We start from the raw sequence: 24,518 nt of genomic DNA, 5'->3' as shown, positions 1-24,518 counted from the left end.
AGGGGGCGACGTCCGCCGGGGATCGCGCCGCACAGGCTGCGAAGAGCGCCGGGACCTCTGCCGCGCACCAGGTCAAGCATGCGGGGGAGACCGTCGCGCACCGGTTCGGTGGGCGTTTCGGTGATCGCTTCAGTACGGTCGCGCACTCGACCTCTAACGGTGCATCGCACGGCGGCGGGACGGGGCGCTTTGACGATGAGTCGTTTGGCGAGTGAGTTCCCGAATGCGCGAGTGAGTTCGCGCACGAGCTGAAGGCTCGGCGGGTGCGAATGCAAGTGCAAGTACGGGTACGGGTACGGCGGGTGGGTTTTGTGTGGCTGAGGGGCTTCGGTGAGGGCTGGCGGGCGGAGCGACTGGCGCGGTCAGCGTCGGCGCAAGTAGTCCCGGTCAGCGCAGGTAGTCCTTCAGCTGGTCGGCGTACGAGTGGCCGCGCAGTTTGGCTAGGGTCTTGGCCTCGATCTGGCGGATGCGCTCGCGGGTGACGCCGAAGGTGCGGCCGATCTCCTCCAGGGTGTGCGGTTCTCCGTCGGTCAGGCCATAGCGCAGTTGCACTACACGCTTCTCCCGCTCGCCTAGGGTGGAGAGGAGGGTGTCCAGGTGCTCGCGCAGCATCATCACCGCGACGGAGTCGGCCGGGGAGACTGCGTCGGCGTCCTCGATCAGGTCGCCGAGGGCCACGTCGTCCTCTTCGCCTACGGGCGCGTGCAGGGAGACCGGCTCCTGGGCGAGGCGCAGGACCTCGACGACGCGCTCCTCGGGGACGCCGAGGACTTCGGCGATCTGCTCGGGGGTCGGCTCGATCGAATTGGCCTGCAACAGCGCGCGCTGAAGGCGGACGACACGGTTCATCAGCTCGACCACGTGGACCGGCACCCGGATGGTGCGGGCCTGGTCGGCCAGGGCTCGGCTCATCGCCTGGCGGATCCACCAGGTGGCGTACGTGGAGAACTTGTAGCCGCGCGCGTAGTCGAACTTCTCGACCGCGCGGATCAGGCCCAGGTTGCCTTCCTGGACCAGGTCCAGGATCGACATGCCGCGGCCGATGTAACGCTTGGCGATCGAGACGACGAGGCGCAGGTTCGCCTCGATGAGCTTGCGCTTGGCCGCCTGGCCGTGCAACACCAGGACGTGCAGGTCGCGGCGGTCCTCGGGACGCAGGTCGAACGTATGCAGCAGCTTCTCGTCGGCGAACAGGCCCGCCTCGACGGCGCGCGCGAGCTCCACCTCCTCGACCGCGGTGAGCAGCGGGATCCGGCCGATCTCGCGCAGGTACTGCCGGAACAGGTCGCCGGCCGGACCGGCGGAGTCCGCCCAAGCGGCGACGTGGGCGTCCGCGGCTTCCTGCTCCTGGACGCTCGGCTCCTCCTCGGCTTCCGTCTCGGCCAGTTCCTCCGGGTCGGGCTCCCGCGCGTCGCGGGCACGAGTGACGCCGGGCACGGATTCGGACGGCGCGTCGGCGTCGGCGGCCAGGGCTGCCACCTCTTCCGCTTCGTCTTCGGGCAGCAGGTCGACTATGTCAGCTGCGGCCGCAGCCGCGGCGTCGACGGCGGTCTCCCGGTTCACCGGTAGCGGCATCACCCGCGCCAGCGGCAGTTCCTGGGTATCGGTCAGGTCGGCGTCGTAAGGAGGCGCGGTCGCGGCCGTTTCCCCGGTTGCTTCGCGTGGCTGTGCGACCACGGACAGGTAGCGCTCGCCGCGCGGCGTCGCGGGCGGCGGTTCGAGCCCGCCTGGCGTGGGTCCGACGATGACACGTGCGAGGGCGCCGTCCATACGAACTCCGTCCACTTCACCGGCCAATGCGTCCGGCCGCCGGGAACTTCCTTGTCCCCGCGCGGTGCCCGAGTTCCCGGGCGTCAATGGCGACGTGTGCACCGCGCCCCCGCCGGATCGGTGGCGCGGCCGGTTCCACTCGGTGTGGATGCCACGACTCCCCCTTACCCCAGCGCGCACCGTTTCGCGCCTCTTGACGGGCAAGAACTTCGGCGAATCCCTGGAATTGGCGGCGATACGCCAGGTTTCGGCCTGATGGCCGAGAGATGTCTGCCCGGCGCGGGCCGGTATGCGCCGGGTCCGGGGGTACTGGACCGGTTTAGGACGCTGACTCGCTGCGTTGGGGGCAAGATCGGCTGGTTGAGCGATGATCAGAAGTCGATGATCGGCTCGCTGATCGGTTCGGCGATCGGTTCGCTGACCAGTACGGTGATCTGTTTGTTGATCAGTTTGTTGATCGTTGATCGTTGATCAGTGGTCAACGGTCGAGGGAGCCGAACAGGCCGGAGCGGAAGACGTTCAGTTCGTTCAGTTCCACTGAGAGCGCCAGGTACTCCTCGGCCTGGGCAGTCGGATCGAGGCGCTGGAGGCGGGAGTGGGTCGCTGCGCGGCGTCGTTCCACGGCGTCGATCCAGATGCGTGTGATCAACTCGGTGGCGTAACGCGTGTCGATGGTTTGGCCGCCCTTGGCGTTCTCACGCACCATCGGTGGCTCGACAGCGAGCCGGTTGATCAGAGTTCGTACCGAGTCGTCGGGCGCGGCGGCGATTACATTGCTCAGCCACTGAAGGGGGTCCGCCGCGGCGGCCACTCCCCCGGCCGAGACTATGGTGCCGTGAACGGCCACGTACGCGGGTGAGGTGAATTCCTCGGGGCCGAGGCCGTCGAAGGCCGCGCCGACGAGCTTGGGGTACTGGAGAGCCAGCTTCAGTGCCTCGCGCTGGCGGCGGGACTGGGGATCTAGCGGTTCGACGAGATAGGGGTTGGAGGAGGCCGCGGTGGTTGCCGCGGTTGTGGTTGTGGTTGAAGTTGCGGTTGTCGTTGCGGTGCTGGTGGGTGTGCGCATGTCTGCGGCGGTAGCCGCGGATGTGGGGGGGGTGGCGCGGCTTTGTTGTTGGGTGGCAGTCGTGCCGCGCGTGGCTGTGCGGTTGGCGGAGGGGGCGGCGCGGCGCACTTCGGCGGCGACGATCCGGTCGTCGTCGATGCCCAGCCAGCCGGCGAGTCTGCGTCCGTACTCCGGGCGCAGCGCGGGGTCGTGGATGGAGGCGACGATCGGCGCGGTGGCACGCAGCGCGCGCACCCGGCCCTCGGGGGTGTCGAGGTTGTACTCGGACAGGCGGGCGCGGATGACGAACTCGAACAGCGGGATCCGCGCCGTGACCAGGTCCCGGACGGCGGCGTCGCCGCGGGCGATCCGCAGTTCGCACGGGTCCATGCCGTCCGGCTGCACCGCGACGAAGGTCTGGGTGACCCAGCGCTGGTCCTCCATGAAGGCGCGCAGCGCGGCCTTCTGGCCGGCCGAGTCCCCGTCGAAGGTGAAGACGACCTCGCAGCCGAGGTACTGGTTGCGGTCGGCCAGCAGCCGCCGCAGGATCTTGATGTGCTCCTCGCCGAAGGCGGTGCCGCAGGTGGCGATGGCGGTGGTCTCCCCGGCCAGGTGGCAGGCCATCACGTCGGTGTAGCCCTCGACCACCACGGCCCGCTCCTGCTTGCCGATCTCCTTCCGGGCCAGGTCGAGGCCGTAGAGCACGGAGGACTTCTTGTACAGCGGGGTCTCGGGGGTGTTGAGGTACTTCGGGGAGTCCTTATCCTCGGTCAGCCGGCGCGCGCCGAAGCCGATCACCTCGCCGCCGATGTCCGCGATCGGCCAGACGAGCCGGTCCCGGAAGCGGTCGATCGGTCCGCGGCGGCCCTCCGACGCGAGGCCGCCGACCATCAGCTCCTTGTCGGTGAAGCCGCGACCGCGCAGGTGCCGCACCATGACGTCCCAGCCGCCGGGGGCGTAGCCGACGCCGAAGCGTTCGAGCGCGGGAGCCTCGAAGCCGCGCCCCGCCAGGAACTCGCGGCCGTGCTTGGCCGCGGGTGTGACCAGTTGCTCGCGGTAGAAGTCGGCTGCGGCGCGGTGTGCTTCGAGCAGCCGGGCACGCTCGCTGGTCTCGGTGCGTTTGGTGTAGCCGCCCTCGGCGTAACGCAGCTCGATGCGGGCCCGCTTGGCGAGCTGCTCGACCGCCTCGTTGAACGAGAGGTGTTCGAGCTTCGTCACGAACGAGATGACGTCGCCGCCCTCGCCGCAGCCGAAGCAGTGCCACAGGCCCCGGGCCGGGGTCACGTTGAAGGACGGAGACTTCTCCTCGTGGAAAGGGCACAGACCCTTGAGGTTCCCGCCGCCGGCTGAGCGCAGCTGGATGTGCTCGCCGATGACGTCGGCGATCCCGGACGCGTCACGGACAGCCTTGACGTCCTCGTCCCTGATGCGCCCGGCCATGGTCAGATTCTACGCGGGAGGCCCGACAACAGGCTGTGCAAACGGTTGGCCGAGGCGTCGGTCAATGAGGCGATCTGGTCGACGACGACGCGCAGCCTGGACTGGTCGTCAGGGGCGTCGGACCACCAGGCGTGGAAAGCCGGTTCGAGCTGGTCAGGGCGGTCGGCCAGCAGCGAGACCAGTTCGCGTATCAGACTCGCCTGCCGCGCGCGCAGCATGAAGGCCCGCTCGGTCTCCATGACGTAGCGGGCCGCGACCGCTTTGAGCACGGCGTTCTCCAGCCGGATCGGGCGCGGCACGATCAGGTGCGCGTTGTGGCGGGTGTGCGGTCCCGGCCCGAACTCGGCCCGGGTCGCGTGCACCACCGCCAGGCAGAATCGGCCGATCAGCTCGCTGGCGGCGCGCTTGAGCCTGGTCTGCGCGGCAAAGGACCGGTCGTACTCGGCGGGCCACCACTCGACGCACTGCAACCGGTCGAGCGCGGCGGCCAGTTCGCCAGGCTCGGCGTCGGGGGCGTAGCCGAGCGAACGCTCGAACAGCGCGGCGCGCTCCTCGTCGATCAGCAGCACCTTGGGGTCGAGGTGCCCTGCGTAGATCGCGTCTTCGAGGTCGTGCACGGAGTACGCGACATCGTCGGACCAGTCCATGATCTGCGCCTCGAAGCACTTGACCGGCTCGGGCGGCGCGCCGATGCGCAGCCAGGCGAACACCGGCAGGTCGTCGGCGTACGCGCCGAACTTGTTGGTACCGGGGCGGCGCGGCCACGGGTACTTGGTCGTGGCGTCGAGCAGGGCGCGGGTCGGGTTCAGGCCGGCGGACCGGCCGTCGGCGGAGATCACCTTGGCTTCGAGCCGGGTCAGAATGCGCAGGTTCTGTGCGTTGCCCTCGAAGCCGCCGATCGCGCCGGTGACCTCGTTGAGCGCGCCCTCGCCGGTGTGGCCGAAGGGCGGGTGGCCGAGGTCGTGCGCGAGGCAGGACGCCTCGACCAGATCGGGGTCGGCGCCGAGCGAACCGGCCAGCTCGCGGCCGATCTGGGCGACTTCGAGCGAGTGGGTCAGCCGGGTGCGCGGGAAGTCGGACTCGCCTGGCGCCACGACCTGGGTCTTCCCGGCGAGGCGGCGCAGCGCCAGGCTGTGCAGCACGCGGGCGCGGTCGCGCTGGAAAGGGGTGCGTTCACCGCCAGTGCGTTTGAGCTCGCTGGCCGGCTCGACCGCGTACCGCTCGATGTCAGCCTCTTCGTAGCCCGCGACGCTGATGAGCTGTGCCATGAGGCAACGGTAATGCGCGATGGGCGACGTGAGCACTGGTTGCTCGGTCGCAATATACGTGGGCTACCGTGGGTGCGTGCTCAAGACCGAACAGGTTCCGGCGGATGACGAGGAGCTCGGCAAGCTGCGTCAGGAGCTGCGCGACGACCTGTCGGCACGTTATCCGGACGAGGGCGCGGACGGCGACGACCATCTTTCCGAAAGCATCAGATTCCTGTTGATGCGTCAGGACGGCGCGGCGATCGGTTGCTGCGCGCTCCAGCGCAATGCGGAGTCAGGGCTCGACGGCCTGGAGTTGAAGCGGATGTACGTGGTGCCGGCCGCGCGCGGCACCGGCGTGGCGGGCAAGTTGCTCGCCGCGGCCGAGCGGCTGGCCCGGGAACTCGGCGCAGCGCAGATCTACCTGGAGACCGGGATCCGGCAGCAGGAAGCGATCCGGCTGTACGAACGCAACGGGTACAGCGAGATACCGCTTTATCCGCCCTACACGGAGTCGGCCATCTCGGTCTCGTACGCGAAGGCGATCGGGCGGGCCTCCACGTACGAGACCGACGATGACGATCCTCTGGCCGTTGTGCAGGGATAGGTCATCAGGGCGAGGACAGGTCAGGGTCAGGCGTTGCGTTCCCGCTTTTCCTGTACCGCGGCGCGGGCCGCTTCCAAGCGGGCGACCGGAACGCGGAACGGGGAGCAGGAGACGTAGTCCAGGCCGACCTGGTGGAAGAAGTGCACGGAATCCGGGTCGCCGCCGTGCTCCCCGCAGACGCCGAGCTTGAGGGTGGGCCGGGCTGCCTTGCCCTCGGTGGTGGCGATCTGCACCAGGCGGCCGACGCCACCGCGGTCCAGGGTCTCGAACGGGGAGACCCCGAAGATGCCCTTGTCCAGGTAGGCGCTGAAGAACGCGGCCTCCACGTCGTCCCGGGAGAAGCCCCAGGTCGTCTGGGTCAGGTCGTTGGTGCCGAAGGAGAAGAACTCGGCGGCCTCGGCGATCTGCCCGGCGGTCAGCGCCGCCCGGGGCAGCTCGATCATCGTGCCGATCAGCGCCCTGATGTCGGCGCCGGTGGTCTCGCGCACCTCGTCGAGCACCGTGCGGGCCTGCTCGCGGATGATCTCCAGCTCCTGCACCGCGCCGACCAGCGGCACCATGATCTCGATCCGGGCCACCCCGCCGGCCTTGGCCACCTGCGCCGCGGCCTCGGCCAGCGCCCTGACCTGCATGATGAACAGCCCCGGCACCACCAGGCCGAGCCGCACGCCGCGCAGGCCGAGCATCGGGTTGGCCTCGTGCAGCTTGTGCACCGCCTGGAGCAGCCGCAGGTCGCCCTCGTGCTGCTCGCCGCGCGCCTCGGCCACGGCCACCCGGACCGACAGCTCGGTCAGGTCCGGCAGGAACTCGTGCAGCGGCGGGTCGAGAAGGCGCACGGTCACCGGTAGGCCGCCCATCGCGGTGAGTATCGCCACGAAGTCGTCGCGCTGCATCGGCAGCAGTTCTTCGAGCACCTTCTCCCGCTCCGAGTCGTCCTCGGCCAGGATGAGCCGCTCGACGAGTGCGCGCCGCTCACCGAGGAACATGTGCTCGGTGCGGCACAGGCCGATGCCCTGCGCGCCGAAGCGGCGGGCGCGCGCCGCGTCCTCTGGATTGTCGGCGTTCGCCCGGATGTAGAGCCGGCGGCGCTCGTCGGCCCAGGTCATGATCCGGTGCACCGACCTGACCAGCTCGCCGGCTCGCGGCGAGTCCGCGCCCAGGCGGCCCTCGAAGTACTCGACCACCGGCGACGGCTGGACCGGGACCTCGCCGAGGTAGACCGCTCCGGAGGTCCCGTCGATCGAGATCAGGTCGCCCTCGTCGACCACGACGCCGCCGGGTGCGGTCATCCGGCGGGTCTTGGTGTTCACCTCCAGCTCCTCGGCGCCGCACACGCAGGTCTTGCCCATGCCTCGGGCGACCACGGCGGCGTGCGAGGTCTTGCCGCCGCGCGAGGTCAGGATGCCCTGCGCGGCGATCATCCCGTTGAGGTCGTCCGGGTTGGTCTCCCGGCGGATCAGGATGACGCGTTCGCCGGAGCGGGACCATTTCACCGCGGTGTACGAGTCGAACACCGCCTTGCCGACCGCCGCTCCGGGCGAGGCGTTCATGCCGGTGGCGATGCGCTGGTACGAGCCGCGCGTGTCGAACTGCGGGAACATCAGCTGGGCGAGTTGGCCGCCGGTTACCCGGGAGACTGCCTCGTCCTGGTCGATCATGCCCTGGTCCACCAGGCTGGCCGCGATCAGGAACGCGGCGGCCGCGGTACGTTTGCCGACCCGCGTCTGGAGCATCCAGAGCTTTCCGCGCTCGATGGTGAACTCGATGTCGCACAGGTCCCGGTAGTGGCCCTCCAGTGTGGCCATGATCGCCAGCAGCTCGCGGTAGGACTTCGGGTCGAGCTCTTCGAGCTGCTGGAGCGGCACCGTGTTGCGGATGCCCGCGACCACGTCCTCGCCCTGCGCGTTCGCGAGATAGTCCCCGTACACGCCCTGCGATCCGGTGGCCGGGTCACGGGTGAACGCGACTCCGGTGCCCGAGTCGGGACCGAGGTTGCCGAAGACCATGGAGCACACATTGACTGCGGTGCCCAGATCGTGCGGGATGCGCTCCTGCCGCCGGTAGAGCTTGGCCCGTTCGGTGTTCCAGGAGTCGAACACCGCGCGGATCGCCAGGTCCATCTGCTCACGCGGTTCCTGGGGGAATTCGCGCCCGGCGTGTTCGCTCACGATCGCCTTGTACGACTCGACCAGCCCGCGCAGGTCGTCGGCGTCGAGGCCGAGGTCGCTGGAGACGCCCTTGGCCTTCTTCGCCGCGTCGAGGGCGTCCTCGAAGTGCTCGCCGCCCACGCCGAGCACGGTCTTGCCGAACATCTGGATCAGCCGCCGGTAGGAGTCCCAGGCGAAGCGCTCGTCTCCGGCCACCCGCGCCAGGCCCGGCACGGAGGCGTCGGACAGGCCGATGTTCAGGACGGTCTCCATCATCCCGGGCATCGAGAACTTGGCCCCGGAGCGCACCGAGACCAGCAGCGGGTCGTCGCTCGCGCCGAGCTCGCGGCCCATCCGCTCTTCGAGTGCGGCGAGGTGTTCGGAGACCTCGGCGCGCAGCCCGTCCGGCTCGTCGCCGTCGGCCAGGTACGCCCGGCAGGCCTCGGTGGTGAGGGTGAACCCCGGGGGCACCGGCAGGCCGAGGTTGGTCATCTCGGCGAGGTTGGCCCCCTTGCCGCCGAGCAGATCCTTGAGATCCTTGTTGCCCTCGGTGAAGTCGTATACGTATTTGGTTTTGAGGGCCGGCCCGGCGGCCGGCGAGACATCGGTAGGCACGTGAAGCTCCCTGAAGCACAACGCGTGCAAGCGCGACGAATATCGTCGGAGGACGAAAAGCGGACGCCGACCCGCACGATCGGCACCCGGCTTCTTACCTCTACGACACTACCGGCCAGCTGCGACTATGTCAGTGTGAGGCGGCCCACCCTGTGGATAACTTCTTTCATCTCGGCCGGACGGCCCAATCCGGCGCCGCGGTCCAATGACGGCGCGGTCCATCAGCGCTAATCCCGGCTTTTCGAACTGGAGAACCCGGGTTTTCAACCGCCCGAATCGTCGGTCTCCGCACCGGTCGGTGGTGTGGGGTCGTCAGGATTCTCTAACCAGCCGTACGGCAGTGTTATGCGGCGGTCGGACGCGTGACTGCGTCCGCGCGGCGAACCGTCGTTCGCGTCCGGCCACGGCTGCTCGTGGTCCAGCTTGGCGAGAAGTTCGTCGAACTCGTCGAGATTCGAGGCTTGAGCCAGCCGGCCACGCAGCTCAGAACCGACCGGGAAGCCTTTGAGGTACCAGGCGACGTGCTTGCGGAACTCGCGCACGCCGTGGTCGGAATGATGCATCTCGACCAAGCCCGCGGCATGCCTGCGCATCATGGCCGCGACCTCGCCGAGGCCGGGCCGCACGCGCTCGCCGCCGACGAATGCCGCCGCGAGGTCGGCGAAGAGCCAGGGCCGGCCAAGGCAGCCTCGGCCCACGACGACCCCGTCCGCACCGGTCTCGGTCATCATCCGCAGCGCGTCGGCGCCTTCCCAGATGTCGCCGTTGCCGAGTACGGGAACGTGATTGAGCTCCGCCTTGAGCTTCGCGATCCGATCCCAGTCGGCCTGCCCCGAGTAACCCTGCGCCCCGGTACGCGCGTGCAGCGCGACTGCGGCCACACCCTCGTCCTCGGCGATGCGGCCGGCCTCCAGATAGGTCTCGTGCTCGGCATCGATGCCCACGCGCATCTTGATGGTCAAGGGCAGCGCCCCGGCGTTACGCACCGCCGCGCGCACGATGTTGCGGAACAGGACGTGGTGGTACGGCAGGGCGCACCCTCCGCCGCGCCGGGTGACTTTGGTCACCGGACAACCGAAGTTGAGATCGATATGGTCGGCGAGGTCCTCCTCGGCGACGATGCGTACCGCGCGGCCGACATAGTCGGGATTCACTCCGTAGAGCTGCACCGAGCGGGGCCGCTCGGAGGGCTCGAAGTGGATCATCTTGCGGGTCTTCGGGTTGCGCTCGACCAGCCCGACCGTAGTCACCATCTCGCACACGAACAGCCCGGCGGGACGCTCAGGAGTGGCGTCGGGCACCCGGCTCTCCGCCTGTTCCCGGCACAACGCCCGGAACGGCGGGTTGGTGATCCCCGCCATCGGGGCGAGTACCACCGGCGGCCACACCCGATAAGGGCCGACCGCGAGCGGCTGGTGCGCGACAGGCATGTAATGGACCTCGGGATCACTCGTGGAGCGGAGCCGCCGGAAACAGCACCCCATTGTTCCAGATTCGGGGCTTGAGACCCGAGAGAGGAGACTGACGTGCACGTTCTGGGCATCGACATCGGCGGTACCGGAATCAAGGGCGCTCCAGTGGACACAGTTACTGGTGAGCCGACCGAGGAGCGCTTCCGGGTCGAGACGCCACATCCGGCGACGCCTGACGCGGTGGCGCGGTGTGTCGGCGATGTCTCCAGCCACTTCACGTGGACGGGCCCGGTGGGCATCACCTTCCCCGGTGTGATCACACGCGGAACGGTGCGTACTGCCGCCAACATGGAGCCCGCGTGGATCGGCGTGAACGCGCAGATGCTGTTCGCGAAGGTGCTGCGTACAGCGGACGGCGCGGCCCCACGGGTGTTGAACGACGCGGACGCCGCCGGCGTCGCCGAGATTGCGCACGGAGCGGGCCGCGATCGCGACGGCGTGGTGCTCATGCTCACCTTCGGCACCGGAATCGGCTCGGCGCTGTTCCTCGACGGGAAGCTGGTGCCGAACACCGAGTTCGGCCACCTGGAGCTGCACGGCAAGGACGCCGAGGACCGCGCCGCGGCCCGGGTCCGCGACGAGAAGGAGCTGAGCTGGGACAAGTGGGCCAAGCGGGTCCAGGAGTACCTGTCTCTGGTCGAAGCGCTGCTCAGCCCGGACCTGATCATCGTCGGCGGAGGCGTCTCCAGGCACGCGGACAAGTTCCTGCCGCTGCTGGACGTGCACGCCGAGATAGTCGCCGCACAGCTGGCCAATACGGCAGGCATCGTCGGCGCGGCGATGGCCGTAGCGTCTTCGGCGGTGCCTTCATAGGGCGCGCATGGGGCGCGTGCGTAAGGAGCATCAAACTGCATAGCGCCTTAGCTACCGATCCGGGACACTGTGAGCAAGCACTAAGGCAGCGATGTCATTACCCTATGTCGCAAGATCGCTACTTTAGGCGATTGGACAATGCGGGGCACATGGGGACTGGTGAGCGTGGCAGGCCGAAGGGCTGTGCGTACGTCGGCTGTGGTGTCGGCAACTGTGTCGGCGGCGGCGTTACTGCTGCTCGCGCTGCTGGGAGCAGTCGCGGGTTGCTCCTCCGCGCCTCAGCCGACGCCCGAGATCAGTCCGCCGGTCGCGGCCATGCCGCTGGACGAGCGGATCACGCTGCCACCGACGATGGGCCTGGCGTTCCATCACAAGCTGCCGGGAAATCGCGTCGAGCATCAGATCCTCTACACGGTTCAGCAGTCCATCCGCGCGCAGCTTCACGCCGATTACGGCTCCGGCCCGGCCGATCCGCTGCTTCCCGTCTACTGGTCGGGCAGCGCGCTGGCCACCATAAGGAGCCATGTGACGGGCTGGGTAAGCAAGCACGAGCAGCCCGTGGGCGTGCTGGTGGTGGCTACCACCACGTACACACCGCCTGACACCTCTGGGACGGCCACCGTGTCGTACTGCGCGAACTGGCGGAACGTACTGCGCGGTAACGCGACCACGCACGTCGTCGGCTCTGCCGTGCAGAAGCCCGGCACACCGGGTACGTTCACGACGCTCACTCTCACCCGAGGCCCGAACGACCGCTGGCAGGTCTCAGGCATCAAGGAGGCCGAGCACTCGCCGAAGTGCCCGGCCTCGAAGTAGTCCTCGTAGTCTTCGTGGAACTCGTACAACTCTCGCCTCGGCGGCTCGTCTCAACAGCCGACCAGCCGTGCGGCCAGGTATGCCTCGACCTGGTCGAGCGACACGCGTTCCTGCTCCATCGTGTCGCGTTCACGGACCGTCACCGCGTTGTCCTCAAGGGTGTCGAAGTCCACAGTGATGCAGAACGGTGTGCCGATCTCGTCCTGGCGCCGGTAGCGGCGGCCGATGGCCTGCGCGTCGTCGAAGTCGACGTTCCAGTTGCAGCGCAATGCGTCGGCCAGCCCGCGCGCCTTTGGCGACAGGTCGGTGTTGCGGGACAGCGGCAGCACGGCGACCTTGACCGGTGAGAGCCTGCGATCGAGTTTGAGCACCGACCGCTTCTCCATCACGCCCTTGGCATTAGGCGCCTCGTCCTCGGTATACGCGTCGATCAGGAACGCCAGCATGCACCGGTTGACGCCTGCGGCGGGCTCGATGACGTAGGGCGTGAACCGCTCGTTGTTGGCCTGGTCGAAGTAGGACAGGTCCTGCCCCGAGTGCTTCGAGTGCGTCGTCAGGTCGAAGTCCGTGCGGTTGGCGATGCCCTCAAGCTCGGAGAACTCGCTGCCGCCAAAGTTGAAGCGGTACTCGATGTCCACTGTCCGCTTCGAATAGTGCGACAGCTTCTCCTGCGGGTGCTCGTAAAGGCGCAGGTTGTCCGGGTTGATGCCGAGGCCGAGGTACCAGTTCCAGCGCTGCTCGATCCAGTACTCGTGCCACTTCTCGTCCTCGCCGGGCCGCACGAAGTACTCCATCTCCATCTGCTCGAACTCGCGGGTGCGGAAGATGAAGTTGCCCGGGGTGATCTCGTTGCGGAAGGACTTGCCCAACTGGCCGATGCCGAACGGGATCTTGCGCCGCGCGGTCTCGAAGACGTTCTTGTAGGACACGAAGATGCCCTGCGCGGTCTCCGGCCGCAGGTAGTGCAGCCCTGAGCCGTCCTGCACCGGACCGAGGTGGGTGGAGAGCATCCCGTTGAACATCTTCGGCTCGGTGAACTGCCCCTTGTTCCCGCAGTTCGGGCAGTTGACGTCGGCCAGGCCGTGCTCCGGGGCGTGCTTGTGCTTGGCCTCGTAAGCCTCTTCGAGGTGGTCGGCGCGGAACCGCTTGTGACAGGAGAGGCACTCGGTGAGCGGATCGGCGAACTCCTTGACGTGCCCGGAGGCCTCCCACACCTCGCGGGCCAGGATGATCGAGGAGTCCAGGCCGACGACGTCCTCGCGGCCGCGCACCACGGCCTGCCACCACTGCCGCTTGACGTTCTCCTTCAACTCCACGCCGAGCGGACCGTAGTCGTAGGCGGCCCTGGATCCGCCGTAGATCTCGCTGGAGGGGAAGACGATGCCGCGGGCCTTTGCCAGGCGGACGATGGTGTCGATCTTGTCGGCGGGCACTGTGTGCTCTCTTGTCTGCTTGTTCGCCATCACACCCGGCTGGTGTGCGGTCAACCCGGGGACAAAGCGTACCGAGGGTGCGCGCCGCGTTTCCAACGTCTTCCGGCGCGCGGACTGCCCAAAGGTGCCGCCCTATCCAGCTTAAGAGGAATGACACGGCCCGGCGGTGGCACAATGGCTACGGCGCCGTGAAAGGCATGCACACTGTACGTTGGGGGAAGATTCACCCGTAGCAAGGAGCACCGGCGATGAGCGAGACGGAGATGCATGGGTCGCGCACATCAGTGCCCGCGCCCGGCCGTTCGACCCGCCAGCGAGCCGCGGTGACGTCGCTGCTTGAGGAGACCGACGACTTCCAGTCGGCCCAGCAGCTACATGACCGGCTCAAGCACCGGGGCGACTCCGTCGGCCTGACGACGGTGTACCGCACGCTCCAGTCACTCGCCGACGCCGGCGCTGTGGACGTGGTACGCACCGGCGACGGCGAGGCGGTGTACCGGCGGTGCAGCTCGGGCAGCCACCACCATCACCTGGTCTGCCGCAATTGCGGGAAGACGGTCGAGGTCGAGGGCCCGGCGGTGGAATCCTGGGCCGACCGGATCGCCGCCGAGCACGGCTTCACGCACGTGTCGCACACGCTGGAGATCTTCGGCACCTGCGCGCAGTGCGCCAACAGCTGACTGTGCCTGCCAGCGACCGCAGCGGTAGGTGACGTTTGAGCTGTGAGGTCAAAGTCGTGGCGCCTGGCACGCGTGCTCGCCGCGTTGGCGGGCCGTGCCCAACATCCGGTATGGGCGCAACCCTCCACCGGGCAATTGCCGCGCCACACCCTGATCCAACCTCACAGCTCAAACACCACCTAGTGGCGACCGTCGTGCGCCCGGTCGACAGTGCCCGCGACTGACCGCATCTGTTAGCGGCAGTGTCCGTTAGTGGCAGTATCTGTTAGCGGAGTGGGCCCGTTAATAGTGGTGGGCCTGTCAGTGATGCTGCCGCTCGTCGCGTTCTTTGATCCAGACCATGCCGCGACCGGTGTCGCCGGGCGCGTTGATCCCATCGTCCTCGATCCGGTCGAGCCGGTAGCCGAGCCGCCGGGGCACGGCGGCGCTGCGCGTGTTGGCCTCGTCGCAGTGGATCTCGACCCGTTCGATGTCGTCGAGGCCGAGCAGGATTCGGGTCAGCTCGCGGGCGGCGCGGGTGATCACGCCCTTGCCGGTGTGCGCGACATGGCACCAGTAGCCGATCTCCAGAGCACCGGGTCCGAGGCGGTCGTGCACGCCGATGACGCCGAGCACTGTGCCATCGATGGCGTCGAAGATGCCGTAGTTGCACGAGCCGTCCGAGGGCCAGGAACCGGCCTGTAGTTCACCCCAGGCGCGCTGTCCCTCCAGAGTGGGCGGCTCACGCAGCCAGTCCATCCAATGATGTAAGTGTTCATACGATTCGACTACCGCGTCGTATCGGGCTTGCAGGTCTTCGGGTTCCCAGCGGCGCAGGACGAGTCCGTCGGTCTCGATCCGCTCAGGCGGCGCGTTTCCCGGGCCGAACGCCGCAGGTGGGTCGGTCGGCTCCGCACGCGAGGTTGTCTGCTCCATGGGCCGAGCATGTCCAGTATCACGGCGGGCGCGCAACGGAAATACGCCCGGCGACACACACGACGACACATCAGGAAACACATCCGGCGGCACGCACGGCGCCCCGTACGCCCGCCTCCACAACGGACTACGAGGCGCCGTGCGGCCTTCCCGGGGCCGGACTCGACCCCGTCGCCGCGTTGCGCCAACCGCGGCGACCGATCCGTCGAGCGTGCCGAGAAGCGGGTCTCAGGCTCCGCCGACGGACGCTCTCGGCCGTCAGCCTCTATCGGCCTGTTGTAGGACTCGAACCGTTCAGTACAGCGGCGGGCGTGCTCACCGCCGGAAAGCCATGTATGAACCTTCGCAGTGCGTTAGGGGCCCGTCAACACATTCCAGGTTGGCCAACACAGCGTTGATCAACACAGCCCGCGGCGCGTCTCCATCGGAATCGGCGAACCATGCCGGCCGAAGGGGACGGTCACTTGGGTTCGGCTACCGCGTTGGGGATCGCGCTGCCGAAGCGGCGGTCGCGCTCGGCGTAGATCTCGATGGCCCGCCACAGGTCGCGGCGGTCGAAGTCCGGCCACAGCGTGTCCAGGAACACCATCTCGGCGTAGGCGGCCTGCCAGAGCATGAAGTTCGACGTGCGCTGCTCGCCCGAGGAGCGCAGGAACAGGTCCACGTCCGGCAGGTCCGGTTCGTCGAGATAGCGGGCGATGGTGCGCTCGTCGATCCGGTCCGGGTTGAGCCGGCCGGCCACGGCGTCGCGGGCGATGGCAGCCGCGGCGTCGGCAAGTTCCGCCCGGCCGCCGTAGTTCACGCACATGGTCAGGGTGAACCGGTCGTTGTAGCGCGTACGCTCCTCGGCCCACTCCAACTCGTCGATGACCGACTTCCACAGCCGCGGGCGCCGCCCGGCCCAGCGGATGCGCACGCCGAGTTCGTCCATCTCGTCGATCCGGCGGCGGATGGTCAGCCGGTTGAAGCCCATCAGCCAGCGGACCTCGTCCGGCGAGCGCTTCCAGTTCTCGGTGGAGAAGGCGTAGGCGGAGATGTGCGTGACGCCGATCTGCACCGCGCCCTCGACCACGTCGAACAGCGACTTCTCGCCCTCCTCGTGGCCCTTGGTGCGCGGCAGGTTGCGCTGCTTGGCCCAGCGCCCGTTGCCGTCCATCACGATCGCCACGTGCTTGGGCACCAACTCGGCCGGGATCTTCGGCGGCTCGGCGCCTTCCTTGTGCGGCTTCGGGTCGCGGTACATCCGCGGGCCGCGTGAAGTCGGATAAGCAGGCCGGTTCTTGAGTCGCACGTCGAGTTCCTTACCGTTCCACCAGTCGCAGCGACCTTAGCCCACGTTCGACGTGCCATTGCAGGTACGCCGCGACCAGCCCGCTGCCCTCACGCCGATGCCGCTCCTCACTCGCGTCGGCGGTTTCCCACTCTCCGGCGAGCAGCGCGCCGAGCAGGTTGAGCGTGGCGCGCTGTGGCACCGCCGAGGCGGCCGGTTTACAGGACGCGCAGACCACGCCGCCGGCCGGAACGGCGAAGAAGCGCCACGGAGCGTTCTCGGGCGGCTCGGCCCCGCACTGCGCGCAGTCGTGGAACGAGGGCGCGTATCCGGCCACGGCCAGCGAACGCAGTATGAACGCGTCGAGTACCAGTCCCGGGGCGTGCTCCCCCGTCGTCAGCACGCGTAGCCCGCCGAGCAGCAGCAGATACTGCTGCACCGCGGGCTCGCCCTCGGCGTCCGTGAGCCGTTCCGCCGTCTCCAGCATCGCGGTGCCGGCCGTGTACCGGCCGTAGTCCGCGACGATCCGCTCACCGTACGGCGCGATCGTCTCGGCCTGGGTGATCATGTCCAGCGCGCGGTTCTGCTTGGAGAAGACCTGAAAGTCCACGTGCGCGAACGGTTCGAGCCGGGCACCGAACTTCGAGGTGGTGCGCCGCACGCCCTTGGCCACCAGCCGCACCCGGCCCTGCTCACGGGTCAGGATCGTGATGATCCGGTCCGCCTCACCCAGCTTCTGGGTGCGTAGGACGATCCCGTCGGCACGATGCAGGGTCACCCGCCGATTCTCCCACGTTCAGCGCGGTATGCGTGTCTCACGTGCCGTTCTACGCCCTTACGCGCGTGCGGACTGCTCAGCGACCGCGATGACACCCGCAGTGTGTGTCGCCGTCATACCGAGCGTGGCTCCGGTGGAGACGAGCACCTGCCGCTCCAGGTCGGTCAGCGGACCGTCGGCGAGGGCGACTCGCGCGGCCGAGCCGACCAGCGCCTCCTTGCCGGTGTCCGCCAACTGCGCGCCGAGGGAGGTAAGCAGTTGCGAGAGGTCACCGGGCACGACGCCGAGGTCGGCGCTCAGGTCCTGGTCGGTGTACGCGGGCAGCCCGGCGCGCGCGATCTCGGTCACGGCGACCGCGCGAGCGTCCGCGGACTGGGCCGACCCGGTGCGCAGCACGTGCACGACCACCCCGCGCGCGCCGTCGATCAGCAGCGACGACAGCTGGCCGGAGGTCGGGCGGCTCAGCACGGCCTCGGTGTACGAGGTCTGGCACACGTCGCAGCGGATCTGCTCGCCGAGCGTCGCCACCGGGAACAGCGGGATGTAGTACAGGTGGAACCAGCGCTTGGCGACCCGCCGCGTGTAGGGGCGGTCGCCGCCGCAGCGCGGGCAGAAGAAGGTGCCGTTCGAGACGGTTTTGAAGCGGACCTTCATCCCCCAGATGAGGAAGAAGAACACGGACTTACCCCCAGTTGCACGGAGAGGTGACGAGCCGACGGCGGCTCGACGGCTTTCCGTCCGCAGGCTTGGCGCTGCCTGCGGACGGAAAGCCGGATCGACGCCGCGGTCGAAGACGCGAGCCGTCAGCCTATTGGTTCCGGCGACACGCCAAGAAACGCGCCCCTGTCCCCGCCGCTGCCGTCTCCACCACTACTTACTGTCTCCACCGCTACCTCACCGCGCGGTTGACCGCCGAGACGACCGCCTTGAGCGACGCCGTGACGATGTTCGCGTCGACGCCGACGCCCCACAGCACCCGGTCGCCGATCGCGCACTCGATGTACGCGGCCGCCGACGCGTCGCCGCCCGCGGACAGCGCGTGCTCGGCGTAGTCGAGGAAGCGCATCTCCACGCCGAACCCGGCCAGGGCGCTGACGAAGGCGTCGATCGGGCCGTTACCGGTCGCCTCGACGGTGCACGGATCGCCGTCCACGACCAGATCCACCGAGAGCACGTCCTTACCGTCCACGCTCGCCTCGTTGCGGTGCCCGGCGAGCCGGAACCTGCCCCACGGCGTCTCGGGGACCGGCAGGTACTCGTCGGCGAAGACCGCCCAGATCTCCTCCGGGCTGACCTCGCCGCCATCGGCGTCCGTCTTGACCTGGATGACCTGCGAAAACTCGATCTGGAGCCGGCGCGGCAGATCCATCTGGTGGTCGGCCTTCATGATGTAGGCGACCCCGCCCTTTCCGGACTGCGAGTTGACCCGGATGACGGCCTCATACGTCCGGCCGACGTCCTTCGGGTCGATCGGCAGGTAAGGCACCGCCCACACGATCTCGTCCACGCTCTTGCCGACCGCCGCCGCGTCGCGCTCCAGGTGCTCGAAGCCCTTCTTGATCGCGTCCTGGTGCGAGCCGGAGAACGCCGTGTAGACCAGGTCACCGCCGTACGGGTGCCGCGGGTGCACCGGCAGCTGGTTGCAGTACTCGACGGTGCGCCGGATCTCGTCGATGTCGCTGAAGTCGATCTGCGGGTCGATGCCCTGCGCGAACAGGTTCAGTCCCAGGGTGACCAGGCATACGTTGCCGGTCCGCTCCCCGTTGCCGAACAGGCAGCCCTCGATGCGGTCAGCTCCGGCCTGGTAGCCCAGTTCCGCGGCCGCCACGGCGGTACCGCGGTCGTTGTGCGGGTGCAGCGACAGCACGACCGAGTCGCGGTACTTCAGATGGCGGTGCATCCACTCGATCGAGTCGGCGTAGACGTTCGGGGTGGCCATCTCGACCGTGGCCGGCAGGTTGATGACGACCTTGCGGTCCGGCGTCGGCTGCCACACGTCGTTGACCGCGTCGCAGACCTCGACCGCAAAGTCCAGCTCAGTGCCCGTGTACGACTCGGGTGAGTACTCGAACAGCACCTCGGTCTCAGGCAGCTGCTCGGCGTACTTCAAGCACAGCCGCGCGCCGTCCACCGCGATCTGCTTGATGCCCTCGCGGTCGAGCCCGAACACCACCCGCCGCTGGAGAGTCGAGGTGGAGTTGTACAGGTGCACGATCGCCCGCTTGGCCCCGCGAATGGACTCGAACGTTCGCTCGATCAGGTGCTCTCGGGCCTGGGTCAGGACCTGGATCACCACATCGTCGGGGATCCGGCCCTCCTCGATGATCTGCCGGATGAAGTCGAAGTCGGTCTGGCTGGCCGCCGGGAAGCCGACCTCGATCTCCTTGTAACCCATCCGGACCAGCAGCTCGAACATCTCCAGCTTGCGTGCCGGGGACATCGGGTCGATCAGCGCCTGGTTGCCGTCGCGCAGGTCCACCGCGCACCATCGCGGGGCCTCGGTGATCACGTTGTCGGGCCAGGTCCGGTCGGTCAGCGCGATCGGGGTGAAGGGTACGTACTTGTGCACCGGCATCGTGGTGGGCTGCTGCTCGGTGCCAGGCCACTGTGCCGAGGTCGTCGCCTGCTCGTTCATGCGGGAGTTCTCCATCGCCTGTCGAAACGGAGCGACCGACGGGGTAACGCACGAAAGCAACGACCATCACCGCGGCGAGGGTGCCGGTCTGTGATCTACAGGCCCCCGCCGCGGCAGGTAAGAAGCAGCCGCTTGGCGTACATAGGGGGCCCACGGTAGCCGACGGTGCCGCATGGCGGCCACCCTGGCGCCCTGAGCGTCCAACATGCGGACATGCAAGCCTGCGGCCTGCCGGTACCCTTGGAGCATTCCCCCCGATTGGCGGCACGGTGTCACTGAGACCGCCCAACGCGTGTCACCGAGACCGCCCAAGTATCTCGGGATTCTCGCGCCCCCCGGGCGTTTCTCCTCGGCCGCCGGGTGGCACCCGCAGTGAGATGGATTCCGTGCGCAGCCCCTTCGCCCCCGCCTGCCCCGCCCGCCAGTGGCGGGTAGCGGCGGTTGAGCTGGGGCCGAGCGGGCCCGGCGCGGGCGAGCTCAGCCGGGTGCTGGCCTGTCAGCGCGCCGCCGACCTGGCCGATCGGCCGGGCGAGCCGGGCATCTGTCCCGCCGAGCTGCGCGGCCTGCTGGTACCGCCGTACTGCGGCCGACGCGTGCTGTTCACGGCGACGGACGTGACCGGCCACGTGGTCGGCTGGGCCAGACTGGGCCTCTACGAGGCGTTCCACCGTGACGTCGCGCACGCGGCGATCACCGTGCACCCGGCGGTACGCCGGTGCGGCGTGGGCTCGATGCTGCTTGACGCGCTGGCGTGGGCCGCACGTACATGGCACCGATCACGGCTGATCGTGGACGCCCCGCGTACCCGCGCGACCGAGGCGTTCGCGTCCCGGCACGGCCTGTTCGTCAGCGGTCGCGACCTGCACTCCCGGCTCGACCTGGACGGTCCCGAACTGCCACACCGCCTCGTCGCGGCGGTGAATCCGGCGGCGGCGAACCCGGGCGGGCTGCCCCGGCAGCGCCGCCGCCACGCGCGTCCGGGCCCCGGCGACGGCTTTGCGACCCTGTGCTGGAGCGGTCCGTGCCCGGACGAGTTCCTGAGCGGCTACGTCAGCACCCTGGACTATCTGCACGCGGCCCAGCCGTCCGGTCCGCTTCCGGCCCCCAGTCCCGCCGACGCCTCCGCGCCTGACTCTGACACCAACTCCAGGTTCGAGCCCGGATCCTCACCCGGAGTCACACCGTTCACTTCCGCCGAAGTCCGCCACCGTGAACAGTCCGCAAGCCGCGCAGGCCTGCGCGAGTACACCGTGTGCCTGATCGACCAGACCACCGGCCGGATCGCCGCGCTCTCCAGCGCGCACACGCCGGACGGGTTACGCGGCGAGCAGAACGAGACCGTCGTCGCCCCCGACTACCGCGGCCTGGGCCTCGCGGTGCGGGTCAAGGCGCAGCTCATCCGGGGACTGCTCGCAGCCGAACCGTCCCTGGCGATACTCGACACCTACAACGCCGTGGACAACCACCGCATGCTGGCCGTCAACCGCCGCCTGGGCTTCCGCCCCCTGGACACGCACGCCGCCTGGACCCTGACGCTCTGAGACCCGAACAGCCAAAGACGCCACGCATCAAAACCGACCGGGTTTCAGAACCGACCAGCCGTCAGAACCCCAGCCGCTGCAACTGCTTGGGGTCCCGCTGCCAGTCCTTGGCCACCTTCACGTGCAAGTCCAGAAACACCGGCGTGCCCAACAGCGCCTCGATCTGCCGCCGTGCCCGTGAGCCGACGTCGCGCAGCCGTGAGCCGCCCGTGCCGATCACGATCGCCTTCTGGCTCTGCCGTTCCACGTACAGCACCGCGTGCACGTCCAGCAGCGGCTTGTCCTTGGGCCGTCCCTCACGCGGCAGCATCTCCTCGACGGTCACCGCGAGCGAGTGTGGCAGTTCGTCGCGCACGCCTTCGAGCGCGGCCTCACGGATCAGCTCGCCGACCATCACCTGCTCGGGTTCGTCGGTCAGCTCCCCGCCCGGATACAGCGGCGGCGACGCGGGCAACCGCCCGACCAGCAGATCGGCGAGCAGGCCGACCTGATCCCCCGCCACCGCCGAGACCGGGATCACCTCGGCCCATTCGATCCCGACCTCCTTGCCCAGCTCGACCGCGGCGAGCAACTGCTCGCCGACCGCATCCCTGCTCACGGTGTCGGTCTTCGTCACGATCGCGATCTTGGGCGTGCGCCGCACGCCGGCAAGCTCCCGCGCGATGTACGTATCGCCAGGCCCGATCTTCTGATCGGCCGGGATGCAGAACCCGATCACGTCCACCTCGGCCCAGGTAGCCCGCACCTGGTCGTTGAGCCGCTCGCCGAGCAGCGTGCGCGGCCGGTGCAGCCCGGGGGTGTCGACGAGCACGAGCTGCGCGTCCGGCCGGTGCACGATGCCCCGCACGGTGTGCCGCGTCGTCTGCGGCCGCCCCGACGTGATCGCGATCTTCGCGCCCACCAGCGCGTTCGTCAACGTGGACTTGCCCGCGTTAGGCCGTCCGACGAAGCACGCGAACCCCGCGCGGTAACCGTCCGGGATGTCCAAGTAAGACGAAGGCGTCGGCGAGTCCACCACCTGCGCCCGCCCGGCGGCGGTCGGCGCGGGCTCCGCCGCCCGCACCGAGTCCGCTGTGGTACGCCGCTCTCCCAGCGAGATCGACCGGTTACGCCGCTGCTCGGCCGCCTTCCGCGCGGCCGCCTGCTGTTGTGCGCTGCCACGCGCCGCGTTGCGGCTGGCCTTTGCGCGGGGACTGGAACTGCGGCGCTGCTCGCTCATACCCGCCATTGTCCCTTATCGCGCGCTCCCGCACCGACGGCCGGACCAGCCCAGCCGACTGACCGTGGTCAAGGACCCATGTCGCTGTCACAGTGAATCGATAGAATCGTGGCCTCGGGGCGAGACCAACGTAGGAGTCGGCAATGAGCGTGACCACTGACCTGCTCAACAGGGTCATCGAGGAAATGCTGCCGGACACCGTCAGGGCCGAGATCGTTGACGGGGAACTCATCGTGAACGCAGCCAGCCCGTTCAACCGGCACGCCCTCGTCGTGCGCGACTTGCGACGAGCGATCGGCGACGTGGCGGAACTGGTCGAACTCGAAATGACGACCGTGTCGCTGCCCTCCACCGACGAGGAGTTCATCCCCGATCTCGCGTACTACCGCTTCGACGAACTCGACCTCGACGTCTGGATCAACCCCGCCACTGCGCTGGTCATGGCGGTCGAAGTCGTGTCAGGCAAGGACAACAGCACTGCTGCCCAGCGTGACCGGAAGCACAAGACTCGCAGCTACGCGGCGTCGGGCGTGCCGCTCTACCTCCTCATCGACCAGCCACGTAAGCAGGTCGTGCTGCATTCAGAGCCGCACTTCGTGCCCGGTGCCACGGGCAGCCGGTACTCACGGATCGTCAACATCACCTATGGCGAGCCGCTGGAGCTTCCGGAGCCGTTCAGTCGCACGATCGACACCTCGATCTTCGAGCGCTGAACGGCTCCGGCCCGGCTCGCGCAGCTACCGGGCGCGCAGGGTGCGATAGCGCTCGATCAGCGCGGTCGTCGACGAGTCGTGGTCGCCGTGCTTCGAGCCGGAGCCGAGTTCCGGCTCGATCTTCTTGGCCAGGACCTTGCCGAGTTCGACGCCCCACTGGTCGAAGGAGTTGATGTTCCACACCGCGCCCTGGGTGAACACCTTGTGCTCGTAGAGCGCCACCAACTGGCCGAGCACCGACGGGTTCAGGGTGGGGGCGAGGATCGTGGTCGTCGGGTGGTTGCCCTTGAACACGCGGTGCGGCACGATCGGCGCCGCCGTACCCTCCGCCTCGACCTGCTCGCGGGTCTTGCCGAAGGCCAGCGCCTCGGTCTGGGCCAGGAAGTTCGCGGTCAGCAGGTCGTGGTGCGCGAAGCGCGGGTCGGCGGCCGGGACGACCGGCTCCGCGAAGCCGATGAAGTCGGCCGGGATGACCTTCGTCCCCTGGTGGATCAGCTGGTAGTACGCGTGCTGGCCGTTCGTGCCCGGGGTGCCCCAGACGACCGGTCCGGTCTGCCAGGCGACCGGCTCGCCGTCGCGCTGCACCGACTTGCCGTCGCTCTCCATGTCGAGCTGCTGGAGGTAGTCGGTGAGCCGGGCCAGATACTGGTTGTACGGGAGGATGGCGACGGTCTCGGCGCCGAAGAAGTCGTCGTACCAGATCCCGATGAGCCCGAGCAGCATCGGCAGGTTCTCTTCGATCGGCGCGTGGCGGAAGTGCTCGTCGATGCGGTGGAAGCCGTCCAGCATGGAGCGGAACGCGTCGGGGCCGATCGCGATCATCAGGGAGAGCCCGATCGCCGAGTCGTACGAGTAGCGGCCGCCGACCCAGTCCCAGAACTCGAACATGTTCTCGACGTCGATGCCGAAGTCGGCCACGCCCTGGGCGTTGGTGGACAGCGCCACGAAGTGCTTGGCCACCGCCTCCTGGCCGGCGCCCAGCTGCCCGAGCAGCCAGTCGCGGGCCGAGGTGGCGTTGGTGACGGTCTCGATGGTGGTGAAGGTCTTGGAGGCGACGATGAACAGGGTCTCGGCCGCGTCCAGGTCGCGCACCGCCTCGTGCAGGTCGGCGCCGTCCACGTTGGAGACGAAGCGGACCGTCAGGTCGCGCTGGGTGAAGGAGCGCAGCACCTCGTAGGCCATCGCCGGGCCCAGGTCGGAGCCGCCGATACCGATGTTGACGACGTTGCGGATCCGCTTACCGGAATGGCCGGTCCAGGCGCCGCTGCGCACCCGGTTGGAGAAGTCGGCCATCTTGTCCAGGACCGCGTGCACCTCGGGCACCACGTTGACGCCGTCCACCTCGACCACCGCACCGCGCGG

The 24,518-nt window shown here is 68.6% G+C and carries 21 protein-coding genes; 8 read left to right on the top strand and 13 right to left on the bottom strand.

Annotation, left to right across the window (positions count from 1 at the left end):
- Positions 1 to 215: hypothetical protein (locus VGS97_RS28325; protein ID WP_326856740.1), on the top strand; the 215-nt coding region annotated here is incomplete at its 5' end.
- Between the two features lie 172 nt (positions 216 to 387).
- Here the strand turns inward: VGS97_RS28325 and VGS97_RS28320 are convergent.
- Entirely contained in the window at positions 388 to 1,770 is a 1,383-nt protein-coding gene (locus VGS97_RS28320) for an RNA polymerase sigma factor (protein ID WP_326856739.1), read from the bottom strand.
- Positions 1,771 to 1,914: 144 nt separating this feature from the next.
- Here VGS97_RS28320 and VGS97_RS28315 point away from each other — a divergent pair, with 144 nt between their 5' ends.
- On the top strand, positions 1,915 to 2,241 hold the full coding sequence (locus VGS97_RS28315; RefSeq protein WP_326856738.1) for a hypothetical protein: 327 nt from the start codon (positions 1,915 to 1,917) through the stop codon (positions 2,239 to 2,241).
- A gap of 7 nt (positions 2,242 to 2,248) precedes the next feature.
- On the opposite strand, the gene dnaG is transcribed toward VGS97_RS28315, so the two are convergent.
- Positions 2,249 to 4,255, bottom strand: coding sequence for a DNA primase (gene dnaG / locus VGS97_RS28310; RefSeq protein WP_326856737.1), 2,007 nt, complete (start codon positions 4,253 to 4,255; stop codon positions 2,249 to 2,251).
- A 2-nt stretch (positions 4,256 to 4,257) separates the two neighbouring features.
- Positions 4,258 to 5,523 (bottom strand): deoxyguanosinetriphosphate triphosphohydrolase, encoded by a 1,266-nt coding sequence (locus VGS97_RS28305; protein ID WP_326856736.1) that lies wholly within the window; start codon positions 5,521 to 5,523, stop codon positions 4,258 to 4,260.
- A gap of 76 nt (positions 5,524 to 5,599) precedes the next feature.
- Between VGS97_RS28305 and VGS97_RS28300 the strand changes: the two genes are divergently transcribed.
- Positions 5,600 to 6,109, top strand: a complete 510-nt coding sequence (locus tag VGS97_RS28300) for a GNAT family N-acetyltransferase (RefSeq protein ID WP_326856735.1) — start codon at positions 5,600 to 5,602, stop codon at positions 6,107 to 6,109.
- A 26-nt stretch (positions 6,110 to 6,135) separates the two neighbouring features.
- Here the strand turns inward: VGS97_RS28300 and ppdK are convergent, their stop codons facing one another.
- The gene (gene ppdK / locus VGS97_RS28295; RefSeq protein WP_326856734.1) at positions 6,136 to 8,871 is read right to left on the bottom strand and encodes a pyruvate, phosphate dikinase; all 2,736 of its coding nucleotides are present in this window, start codon (positions 8,869 to 8,871) and stop codon (positions 6,136 to 6,138) included.
- 263 nt (positions 8,872 to 9,134) lie between these two features.
- A complete protein-coding gene (gene dusB, locus VGS97_RS28290) occupies positions 9,135 to 10,301 on the bottom strand; it encodes a tRNA dihydrouridine synthase DusB (RefSeq protein ID WP_326856733.1) in 1,167 nt (388 codons plus the stop codon).
- Positions 10,302 to 10,397: 96 nt separating this feature from the next.
- Between dusB and ppgK the strand changes: the two genes are divergently transcribed.
- Together ppgK and VGS97_RS28280 are read left to right on the top strand one after the other, a co-directional pair.
- Positions 10,398 to 11,156, top strand: coding sequence for a polyphosphate--glucose phosphotransferase (gene ppgK, locus VGS97_RS28285; protein WP_326856732.1), 759 nt, complete (start codon positions 10,398 to 10,400; stop codon positions 11,154 to 11,156).
- A 201-nt stretch (positions 11,157 to 11,357) separates the two neighbouring features.
- Complete coding sequence (locus VGS97_RS28280) at positions 11,358 to 11,972, top strand: hypothetical protein (protein WP_326856730.1); 615 nt, start codon at positions 11,358 to 11,360, stop codon at positions 11,970 to 11,972.
- Between the two features lie 50 nt (positions 11,973 to 12,022).
- Here VGS97_RS28280 and VGS97_RS28275 read toward each other — a convergent pair whose 3' ends face one another.
- Complete coding sequence (locus VGS97_RS28275) at positions 12,023 to 13,405, bottom strand: glycine--tRNA ligase (protein ID WP_349262296.1); 1,383 nt, start codon at positions 13,403 to 13,405, stop codon at positions 12,023 to 12,025.
- 248 nt (positions 13,406 to 13,653) lie between these two features.
- Between VGS97_RS28275 and VGS97_RS28270 the strand changes: the two genes are divergently transcribed.
- The gene (locus VGS97_RS28270) at positions 13,654 to 14,085 is read left to right on the top strand and encodes a transcriptional repressor (protein WP_326856728.1); all 432 of its coding nucleotides are present in this window, start codon (positions 13,654 to 13,656) and stop codon (positions 14,083 to 14,085) included.
- A gap of 300 nt (positions 14,086 to 14,385) precedes the next feature.
- Here the strand turns inward: VGS97_RS28270 and VGS97_RS28265 are convergent, their stop codons facing one another.
- The 5 genes from VGS97_RS28265 to leuA form a co-directional block, all read right to left on the bottom strand.
- The gene (locus VGS97_RS28265) at positions 14,386 to 15,000 is read right to left on the bottom strand and encodes a GNAT family N-acetyltransferase (protein WP_326856727.1); all 615 of its coding nucleotides are present in this window, start codon (positions 14,998 to 15,000) and stop codon (positions 14,386 to 14,388) included.
- A 460-nt stretch (positions 15,001 to 15,460) separates the two neighbouring features.
- Positions 15,461 to 16,243 carry an isoprenyl transferase gene (locus VGS97_RS28260; RefSeq protein WP_349262295.1) on the bottom strand — a complete coding sequence of 261 codons (783 nt, stop codon included), beginning with the start codon at positions 16,241 to 16,243 and terminating at the stop codon, positions 15,461 to 15,463.
- Positions 16,244 to 16,301: 58 nt separating this feature from the next.
- The gene (recO, locus tag VGS97_RS28255) at positions 16,302 to 17,048 is read right to left on the bottom strand and encodes a DNA repair protein RecO (protein WP_326856725.1); all 747 of its coding nucleotides are present in this window, start codon (positions 17,046 to 17,048) and stop codon (positions 16,302 to 16,304) included.
- Between the two features lie 57 nt (positions 17,049 to 17,105).
- Complete coding sequence (locus VGS97_RS28250; protein ID WP_326856724.1) at positions 17,106 to 17,726, bottom strand: zinc ribbon domain-containing protein; 621 nt, start codon at positions 17,724 to 17,726, stop codon at positions 17,106 to 17,108.
- A gap of 211 nt (positions 17,727 to 17,937) precedes the next feature.
- A complete protein-coding gene (gene leuA / locus VGS97_RS28245) occupies positions 17,938 to 19,683 on the bottom strand; it encodes a 2-isopropylmalate synthase (protein WP_326856723.1) in 1,746 nt (581 codons plus the stop codon).
- A gap of 386 nt (positions 19,684 to 20,069) precedes the next feature.
- On the opposite strand from leuA, the gene VGS97_RS28240 reads away from it, so the two are divergent.
- Entirely contained in the window at positions 20,070 to 21,224 is a 1,155-nt protein-coding gene (locus tag VGS97_RS28240) for a GNAT family N-acetyltransferase (protein WP_326856722.1), read from the top strand.
- A gap of 61 nt (positions 21,225 to 21,285) precedes the next feature.
- Here the strand turns inward: VGS97_RS28240 and era are convergent, their stop codons facing one another.
- A complete protein-coding gene (era, locus tag VGS97_RS28235) occupies positions 21,286 to 22,443 on the bottom strand; it encodes a GTPase Era (RefSeq protein WP_326856721.1) in 1,158 nt (385 codons plus the stop codon).
- Positions 22,444 to 22,586: 143 nt separating this feature from the next.
- Between era and VGS97_RS28230 the strand changes: the two genes are divergently transcribed.
- Entirely contained in the window at positions 22,587 to 23,156 is a 570-nt protein-coding gene (locus VGS97_RS28230) for a Uma2 family endonuclease (RefSeq protein ID WP_326856720.1), read from the top strand.
- Positions 23,157 to 23,180: 24 nt separating this feature from the next.
- Here VGS97_RS28230 and pgi read toward each other — a convergent pair.
- A partial coding sequence (gene pgi / locus VGS97_RS28225) for a glucose-6-phosphate isomerase (protein ID WP_326856719.1) occupies positions 23,181 to 24,518 on the bottom strand: 1,338 nt, incomplete at its 5' end.

This window comes from Actinocrinis sp. (genome assembly GCF_035946395.1).
Taxonomy (GTDB): domain Bacteria; phylum Actinomycetota; class Actinomycetes; order Streptomycetales; family Catenulisporaceae; genus Actinocrinis.
Note: the sequence above shows the minus strand (reverse complement) of the source record. Positions and strands in the feature narration are given on the sequence as shown.

Bases quoted from the DNA above. Each gene is read 5' to 3' on its own strand.
- VGS97_RS28305 (WP_326856736.1), bottom strand. From the start codon at position 5,523: ATGGCACAGCTCATCAGCGTCGCGGGCTACGAAGAGGCTGACATCGAG.
- VGS97_RS28320 (WP_326856739.1), bottom strand. From the start codon at position 1,770: ATGGACGGCGCCCTCGCACGTGTCATCGTCGGACCCACGCCAGGCGGG.
- VGS97_RS28260 (WP_349262295.1), bottom strand. From the start codon at position 16,243: ATGTACCGCGACCCGAAGCCGCACAAGGAAGGCGCCGAGCCGCCGAAG.
- dusB (WP_326856733.1), bottom strand. From the start codon at position 10,301: ATGCCTGTCGCGCACCAGCCGCTCGCGGTCGGCCCTTATCGGGTGTGG.
- leuA (WP_326856723.1), bottom strand. From the start codon at position 19,683: ATGAACGAGCAGGCGACGACCTCGGCACAGTGGCCTGGCACCGAGCAG.
- VGS97_RS28230 (WP_326856720.1), top strand. From the start codon at position 22,587: ATGAGCGTGACCACTGACCTGCTCAACAGGGTCATCGAGGAAATGCTG.
- era (WP_326856721.1), bottom strand. From the start codon at position 22,443: ATGAGCGAGCAGCGCCGCAGTTCCAGTCCCCGCGCAAAGGCCAGCCGC.
- dnaG (WP_326856737.1), bottom strand. From the start codon at position 4,255: ATGGCCGGGCGCATCAGGGACGAGGACGTCAAGGCTGTCCGTGACGCG.
- VGS97_RS28265 (WP_326856727.1), bottom strand. From the start codon at position 15,000: ATGGAGCAGACAACCTCGCGTGCGGAGCCGACCGACCCACCTGCGGCG.
- VGS97_RS28270 (WP_326856728.1), top strand. From the start codon at position 13,654: ATGAGCGAGACGGAGATGCATGGGTCGCGCACATCAGTGCCCGCGCCC.